The sequence below is a fragment of the Mycolicibacter heraklionensis genome (assembly GCF_001021505.1).
GTDB classification, from domain to species: domain Bacteria; phylum Actinomycetota; class Actinomycetes; order Mycobacteriales; family Mycobacteriaceae; genus Mycobacterium; species Mycobacterium heraklionense.
The window spans coordinates 1-8,173 of record NZ_LDPO01000044.1 but is presented as its reverse complement, the minus strand read 5'-3'; the positions used below and the strand labels follow the sequence as shown (position 1 = coordinate 8,173).

Here is an 8,173-nt window from a genome sequence, read left to right as displayed (position 1 = left end):
TTCACCGAAAGTGCCTTTCCGATCTGCGGCGATTGTTTGTGTGAGAACTTCAATCATCCCAGCTCAGAAGGCACTTTTCTTATACCGACACCCGCGCCACCATCAGTTCAGTCGGTGGATCGAGGCTAAGGCCGGACAAAGTCGCGGTGGGACACTCGCGCTCGCGCGGACGGAACGCCGTACTGACCCCAAAAACGACCGTGGTCGCCGAGCCCGAAGGGACCCGGCGACCACGGTCGCGCTGTGCAGTCGGCTAGGTGCCGGGCGTGCCCGACCCGCCAGTGGTTCCGGCGCTGCCGACCGCGCCGTCGGCGCCGGGCGTTCCGGTACCGGTGGCCGCACCGCCCGGACCAGCGGCACCCGCCCCTCCGGCGTTGCCGCCGCTGCCCGCAGCACCTCCGGTGCCGTTGCCGGCGCCGCCGGTGCCGTGGCCGCCGCCATTGCCGCCGGTGCCGCCGTTGCCACCGTTGCCGCCATTGCCGCCGTTGTAGCCGTTGCCGGTGTCGGGGTTGGTTCCGCCAGGACCGCCGGCACCGCCACCGCCGCCGTCGCCGCCGGTTCCGCCAGCACCCCCGTTGCCGCCGGTTCCGCTGGTGGACGCGCCGCCGACGCCACCGTTACCGCCGGTGCCACCGGCCGCGCCGTTACCGCCGTTGCCACCAGCGGTGTTCGCGCCGCCGGGGAGCACCGGTATGCCGCTGATGCCGGCGGCCCCGTCGTCAGCAGTGCCGCCGGTGCCACCGGCACCACCGGTGCCACCGTTACCGGCAGCAGCGGTACCACCGGCACCGCCATTGCCCGCGTTGCCCGCGGTGACGCCGTTACCGCCGGCGCCACCCGCGCCGCCGGTGCCGCCGTCGATCGACCCGCTTCCGGCTCCACCGGTGCCACCGTTACCGCCCTGACCGCCGGCCGCACTGTAGGACGCTGAGCCGCCGGCACCACCGGCCCCGCCGGTACCGGCGTGGCTGGTGCCGAAGCCGGCAGGTGCGTCGTCCGGCGTGGCGACGCCGCCGCTGTTGCCGCCGGCGCCGCCATTGCCTCCCGCACCGCCGCCGGACTTGGTGGCAAGGCCCTGGTAGCCGGGGCCACCGTCACCGCCGCGCCCGCCTTCGCCGCCGGACGCTGTGCCGTTGCCGCCGGCACCACCGTCAGCTCCTGCGCCCGCGGTCCCGCCGCTGGTCGAGCCACCGGCACCGCCGGATCCGCCCATGCCGCCGATGCTGACCACGCCTGCGCCGGTCGCGCCGTCGGCACCGGCCGCAGCGGCACCACCGTTACCGCCGTTACCGGTCCCACCCGACATGCCGCCGGTGCCGCCAGATCCGCCGTTGCCGCCCGCGCTCCAGGTCGTGGTGCCGTCGTTCCAGCCCAGGCCCTTGCCGGCCGCACCGCCATTGCCGCCATTGCCGCCATTGCCGGTCTGGCTGTAGCCGCCGCCGCCACCGCCACCGCCGTTGCCGCCGCGCAGCGTCCCGTTTCCGCCGGCCGCACCGTTGCCGCCGGTGCCGCTGGTGCCGGTGTTGCTGTTGCCGCCCTGGCCGCCGTAGCCGCCCTGCCCGCCAGTGGTGGCGACGGTGTTGTCGCCGGTGGCGCCGTTGCCGGCGACGCCGCCGTTGCCGCCGGCGCCGCCAGTGCCGCTGTCACTGTCGCCGCCCTGGCCGCCGGTGCCGCCCTGACCGCCGAAGCCCACGGCGCCCAGGCCGCCCTTGCCGCCGTCACCGCCGGTGCCGCCGGTGTTGGCGCCCAGCGAGTTACCGCCCTGGCCGCCCGTACCGCCCTGTCCTCCAGTGCTGTAGGGAACGGTGGGGTCTGTCTTGTTGAGGCCGTTGCCATCACCGCCATTACCACCGGTGCCGCCGTTTCCGCCGTGCTCACCACTGCCGCCGGCACCGCCGGTACCACCGCCGCCCCCTTGGCCGAGGTAGTCACCGGCCCCGTCCTTGGCGGCCTCCCCACCGGCGCCGCCGTTACCGCCGTTGGCGCCGTCACCGCTCGCCCCGGCGCTGCCGAAGAACGAGCTGGCGTAGTAATCGGAGCCGCGGGCACCGCCGGCTCCACCACTGCCGCCGTTGCCGCCGGTACCACCGGCCAGACCATCGGTCGCACCGGTCGTGCCGTTACCGCCGTTTCCGGCAGCACCACCGGCGCCGCCCTGGCCGCCATCGCCGAACATGTAACCGCTGCGGCCGCCGGCACCACCGTTGCCGCCCTGGCCACCACTCATACCCGTGCCGGTGACGTTCGTGGTGCCGTTCATGCCGGCGCCGCCAGCGCCGCCGGCCCCGCCGTTGCCGAAGTACCAGGCCGCCGCCGCGCCGCCGTCACCGCCTGCGCCACCGAAACCGCCCGCGACGGTCGCGGCACCACCGGCACCGCCAGCGCCGCCATGGCCCATGAACCAACCGCCGGCGCCGCCGTCACCGCCAGCCGCACCGGCACCGCCCGCGCCACCGTCACCACCGTTGCCCAGCCAGCCGAGCGCGGAGCCGCCGTCGCCGCCGGCCACGCCGGCTTGGTCACTGCTCCAGCCGGCGCCGCCGTCGCCGAACCACAGTCCGCCGTCACCACCGTTGGGGTTGTCCTCGGTACCGGCAACGCCGTTGCCGATCAGGTACATACCGGACCACTGGTTGATCATCCCGTTGACCGCTTCACCAAACGGGTTGGTGATCCAGAGCTGGGCGATGCTGTGCAGAGGCTCGTAGAACCACTGGTCCATGATCCCGGTCCAGGAGAACGGGTCACCGGCGGCGCTGCCCGGGTCAGCCGCACCGAACAAGGCACTGAGGTCCCAAGTTGCTGCGGTGTCACCGGAGTCCGTCGTGGACCACGAACTGAACAGATCGCCGAAGAGATCGCCGAGATCGAAATCGCCATCGGCATGCGCGGTCGGCGCTGCGGCTAACGGGGCCATCCCAAAAGCCAGGAACGCGCCGACCGCGCTGGTGGCACCGATCACCCGCTTGCGGTACCGCGCTCCGGTGTTATCAGGCTGGCTACTGCTGTGACGACGACTCATTTGCGAACACCTCTCCTGTGAAGCGGTTCTGGAATGCAGTGCTGAAAGTTGTTAGAGGGAATCTCGGAACTAGTGCGCGGGGCCGGCTCAGGCGTCGAAGCCGAGGAAGCCCGCCAGGTCAGCGAGGAAGTCGGTTGACGCACCGGCACCCGCACCGCCGTCGTCGAACCAATCGTCGGGCACGATCGGGAAGTCGATCCCCGTCCACGGCGGCGCGACCTCGACGGGCCCCTTGCCGGTCCAGCCCGAACCGAGCAGCGAACCGACGATCTGTCCCCAGGCCTGCATGGCCGCGATCGGGCCGACGCCGTAGCCCTCAATTGCGATGGGCACGCCCGGCAGGATGCCGGTCTGCAGCGTGATGCCGAGGCTGTTGAAGATCGAGCCCCCGACCGCGGGAACGTCGACGAGATTGCCGTCGGCATCGGTCACCTGGTAGGGGCCTACCGCCACCTCGCCTGGGGTCAGGAGACCACCGAACGCGAACTCCAGATGGGTGATGTCGGTGCCCTCCGGGAGCAAACCGGTGCTGGCGATCAGGGGGAGCAGGCTGTCGAGGTTGAGGGTGGCGCCGTTGAGGTAGCCGTCAAGCCAGCTGGCCATGATCTGGTTGAGGCCATCACCGTCTTGGATGCTGTTCATCATCGCGACCCAGGGGCTGATGGCCGGCCCCAACGACCCGATGATGATGGCGCTGAGCGGTGAGGCCAGGAAGTTCACGATCGGCGTCGCCACATCGGCCATGTCGGCAGGCAGGAACTGTGGCAGCAGGCCGAAGAGCGCGTCGTGACCGAGGGCGAAGGTGTTGAGATCGGTTCCGCTGAGGGTGTGCACCCCCACCGCGCCGATGGTGCCCTCCAAACCGCTCAACCCGAGGCTCCCGGAGGCGTTCTGCAAGGTGTAGCCCGTCAGCACCGCGTCCAGGTTGCTCTGGATCTGCTGCATCACGTCCGGGATCTTTGACGGGTCGTCGAGGATCTCCTGCCAGAACTGGGTCTGGTTGGCCAGGATCTGCTGGAACGCCACCCCGGGGGCTAGGAAGTAGTTCTGGGTGAGGATCGTGGCGTTCTCCGAGGCCTCGTTGAACACCGCCGTCCACGGCGCCAGCAGGTCCGGAAGGCCGCCCGCGGTGAGTGCGACATCTCGGATGGTGGGGCCACCGGCCAGCGGGGTAGCCACGACCGGGGTGGCGGCGATCAGGCCGGAGCCGACGATCGCGATACCGGCGGTGACGTAGGGGCGAAGGGTTTGCTGCACAGCCATCTCCTTTTGTGAGGTGCCGCCCTCGGCAGGCGCCTCGAGAAGCCGTGGCGCTGCCGTGTTGCTCCTGGATTCACACTTATTCACTGATGTGAGACCGAACACTAACCGTGAGTAACTTAAGACACAAGCACCTTGGTCAAATATTTTTTCGGCGTTTCCAAAGCTCACAGGCGTTAACATGCTGATACCTCGTGATCCTCCATAATTTCTGCCTGAGAGTGGACGGTCTTCCTGTTTCTGACACGTCCTGCCACCGGAAAAAACCCTGGTATGTGTGAGGAATGCGAATCGGTGTTCAGCTGGCCTATGCGGGTGGGTTCAAGGAAGCGGTAGAGCAGGTTGTCGCGCTGGAGCGAGTCGGGATCGATGTGGTCTCGGTCGCCGAGGCCTACTCGTTCGACGCCGTCAGCCAGCTGGGCTACCTGGCGGCCAAGACATCGCGAGTCGAGCTCCTGACCGGGGTCCTGCCCATCTACACCCGAACTCCCGCCTTGCTGGCGATGACGGCCGCCGGCTTGGACTACGTGTCCGACGGCCGGTTCGCCCTGGGTCTCGGGACCTCCGGGCCGCAGGTGGTGGAGGGCTTCCACGGCGTGCCGTTCGACGCCCCGCTGGGACGCACCCGCGAGGTGGTGGAGATCTGCCGGGCGGTGTGGCGCCGCGAACGACTCCGCTACGACGGAAAGCACTACCAACTGCCCCTCCCGGCCGAACGCGGAACCGGGCTCGGCAAGGCTTTGCAGTTGATCAATCATCCGGTGCGCGAACAGATTCCGATCTCGATTGCCGCGCTGGGACCCAAGAACGTCGAACTGACCGCCGAGATCGCCAACGGTTGGCAGCCGGTGTTCTTCTACCCGGAACGTGCCGATGACGTGTGGGGTGAATCCCTGAAAGCCGGTGCGGCCAAACGTGATCCCGCGTTAGGACCGCTGGACGTCATCGTGGGGGCATCGCTCGCCATCGGCGACGACGTCGAGGATCGGCTGGCTTGGGTGAAACCGCAGCTGGCGCTGTACATCGGTGGAATGGGCGCCAAAGGCCGCAACTTCTACCACAACCTGGCCACCCGTTACGGGTTCGGCGAGGTCGCGAATCGCATTCAGGAGCTGTACCTGTCCGGACGCAAGACCGAGGCGATCGACGCGGTGCCCGACGAGCTGGTGCGCAACACGTCCTTGGTCGGACCCCGCGGTCTGGTGGCCGAACGACTCGCCGCCTACGCCGAGGCCGGCGTGACAACGCTGCTGGTCGGCCCGCTGGCCACAGCGCCGGACGAAGCGCTGCGCTACGTCGAGGAGCTGCGCGCTCTGCTGCCGTCCTGATTCACGGCGCGGGCGGAGAATCTGGGCCGGGTGTGGCCCAGGACACCCCACACGCCAAGATGGGGCGTATGGAATTCACGCCTACCGTGACTACACCCGCTGCAGAAACCCTGGTTGAGCTGCTGCAACGCCAAGCTGAACGGCTCGACGACAAAGTCGCGTTCAGCTTCTCCTACAACGGCGACGACGAAGGACGCAGCGAGCTGACATTCGCTGAGCTTGACCGCCGCGCACGCGCCATCGCGGCGAACCTGCAGCGCTACGACATCAACGGCGAACGGGTGCTGGTGCTGGTGCGGCCGGGACTGGACTTCATCGCCGGGTTCTTCGGCTGCCTGTACGCGGGCGCCGTGGCGGTGCCGGTGCACCAGAAGCTGGCGCCGCGCCTGGCGGTGGTCGTCCCCGACGCCCAGGCCCGGTTCGCGCTGACCGCCGCCGAGAACCGCGAGGCCACCCGGGCCGCGGTCGCCGGGATTCCGGGAGAACCCGAGCAGTGGTTCTTCACCGACGCCGGCGCCGACCCCGACACCTGGGTGACCCCCGACCTCAACATCGACTCCCCGGCGGCCATCCAGTACACCTCCGGCTCGACCCGCTCCCCCAAGGGTGTGCTGCTCAGCCACGGCAATATCCTGCACAACTGCGATGCCATCCGTCAGTCGTGGAACGGCGACGAGAACGCCAAGGGCGTGTTCTGGCTGCCACCGCACCACGACCTGGGCTTGATCGGCGGCATTCTGTCCATGATTTATATCGGGGCCAGCACGGCGTTGATGTCGCCGACCGCCTTCATCAAACGCCCGATGCGCTGGCTGGAGCTGGTGTCTGCCCATCGCGGCGTGATCACCGCCGCGCCGAACTTCGCCTACGACCGGTGCGTGGAGACCAGCACTCCCGAAGAACGTGCCGCACTGGACCTTTCCTGCATGACCGTGGCGATGAACGGTGCAGAGGCGGTGCGCGCTACGTCACTGGCGGCGTTCGCTGACGCCTTCGCGCCGGCGGGTTTCCAGCTCTCGTCGTGCTATCCGGTGTACGGGTTAGCCGAGGCCACCCTGTGTGTGGCGTCCGGATCGCCCGCCGGAGTGCCCGGAGTGCGCTACCTCGATCGAGTCGCGCTGGAGCAGGACCGCATTGTCGACGTGGCACCGGATGACCCCGCCGCCGCGACATTCGTCGGATGTGGCCAGCCCCGTCAATCCGACATCGCCATCGTCGACCCGGTGACTCGCCAGCCCTGCGGACCCGACGAGATCGGCGAAATCTGGGTCGCCGGACCCAATGTCGCGCAGGGTTATTGGAACAGGCCCGAAGAGACGGCGGCGACCTTTGGGGCGGTGCTGGCCGAGCCGGGCGACCCGAACCGCGGCCCGTTCCTGCGCACCGGAGACCTCGGTTTCCTCTGTGCCGGCGAGATTTTCACAACCGGACGATGCAAGGACCTAATCACCATCGACGGTCACAACTACTACCCCAACGACATCGAATTCACCGTGCAGCAATGCGATCCGGTGCTGGTATCGGGCCGCGGGGCGGTCTTTGCGACCGACGCGCCGCCCGGTGGCGTCGAGCAGCTGGTGGTCGTACACGAAGTGGACAGCGCGCGGGCCGCTGAGACCGACCTCGACGCAGTCATCGAGGCGATTCGGCTGGCGGTCGCAACCCATCACGGGATCGCGGCCGACGCCGTGGTCTTGGTGCATCACGTATCGCTGCCGACCACCTCGAGCGGCAAGATTCAGCGCGGCCAGACCAAACAACACTTCGTGGAGGGCAAGCTGGCAGCCCTTGCCGAGTGGCGTACCGCCACCCAGGAACTGTCGCTGGAAGAGCTGGAGGCAGCGGCCAAGATCGTCTCGACGTTGCAGTCCTGGGGGACCCGCCCGGGGTGAGGCGGCCCGGCCCGTCAGGGATTTCGACCATGTGGTGTGGTGCCACCTCTGCGCGACAAACGCTGCGCGGGCGGGATGTGCCGGGGGTTGACCCGGCGAGGCGGGGCGTCACCCCGACGTTGCCGACGTTGCCGAGGAAAAGTGAGCCGAGTGTGCGGTTTCGTATGCACCACAGCCACATTGGCTACCAAACCGCACACTCGATGAGTACCCCTGCCGGGTGGACGCAGTAATACTCCCGCGTTTTCCCGGTGTATCACTCCCCCACCTGCGGTAACTCGTCAGCGGCAATCTCACACGGGGTCTTCGGCGAAACATCGGCGGGCGGCAGTGCCTGCTCGGCGCCCCCGGTCCCTTCGGTTGCCACCGCTTCCCCGGCAGGCTCGGATTCGGATTCCGGTTCGGCTGCCGCCCCGGTTTCGTCGGCCGGCTCATCCTCCCCGGGTTCCGCAGCTTCGGCCTCCTCGGCGGCCGGCTCGGATTCGCCCTCGAGTTCATCGGGCTCATGGTCCTCGCCATCATCGGGAAGGCCGCCGGTCGAGGTGTCGTCATGGAACGGCTCGCCCATCGGGTTGCCAAGACCGTCGTCACCGAATGCGTTGGCCAGCCGCGGAATCAGGCCTCCGAGACCGCCCAGCCCGCCCAGCCCGCCGGTTGGCAATCCGCCCCCC

The 8,173-nt window shown here is 68.9% G+C and carries 4 protein-coding genes and 1 pseudogene; 2 read left to right on the top strand and 3 right to left on the bottom strand.

Translation table 11 applies throughout. The annotated features are described in order from the left end of the window. Window positions 1-253: 253 nt before the first annotated feature. Window positions 254-3,022, bottom strand: coding sequence for a PGRS repeat-containing protein (locus ABW16_RS28065; RefSeq protein WP_131721561.1), 2,769 nt, complete (start codon window positions 3,020-3,022; stop codon window positions 254-256). Between the two features lie 87 nt (window positions 3,023-3,109). Beyond that, window positions 3,110-4,285 carry an outer membrane porin GjpA gene (gjpA, locus tag ABW16_RS23350; RefSeq protein ID WP_047321592.1) on the bottom strand — a complete coding sequence of 392 codons (1,176 nt, stop codon included), beginning with the start codon at window positions 4,283-4,285 and terminating at the stop codon, window positions 3,110-3,112. A 281-nt stretch (window positions 4,286-4,566) separates the two neighbouring features. On the opposite strand from gjpA, the gene ABW16_RS23345 reads away from it, so the two are divergent. Together ABW16_RS23345 and ABW16_RS23340 are read left to right on the top strand one after the other, a co-directional pair. Then, window positions 4,567-5,610 (top strand): LLM class F420-dependent oxidoreductase, encoded by a 1,044-nt coding sequence (locus ABW16_RS23345; RefSeq protein WP_047321591.1) that lies wholly within the window; start codon window positions 4,567-4,569, stop codon window positions 5,608-5,610. A 68-nt stretch (window positions 5,611-5,678) separates the two neighbouring features. After that, window positions 5,679-7,502: a fatty acyl-AMP ligase gene (locus tag ABW16_RS23340; protein ID WP_047321590.1), complete on the top strand. Its 1,824-nt coding sequence runs from the start codon at window positions 5,679-5,681 to the stop codon at window positions 7,500-7,502. Between the two features lie 256 nt (window positions 7,503-7,758). On the opposite strand, the pseudogene ABW16_RS26690 reads toward ABW16_RS23340, so the two are convergent. Then, a pseudogene (locus ABW16_RS26690) lies at window positions 7,759-8,173 on the bottom strand (hypothetical protein); the annotation flags it as partial.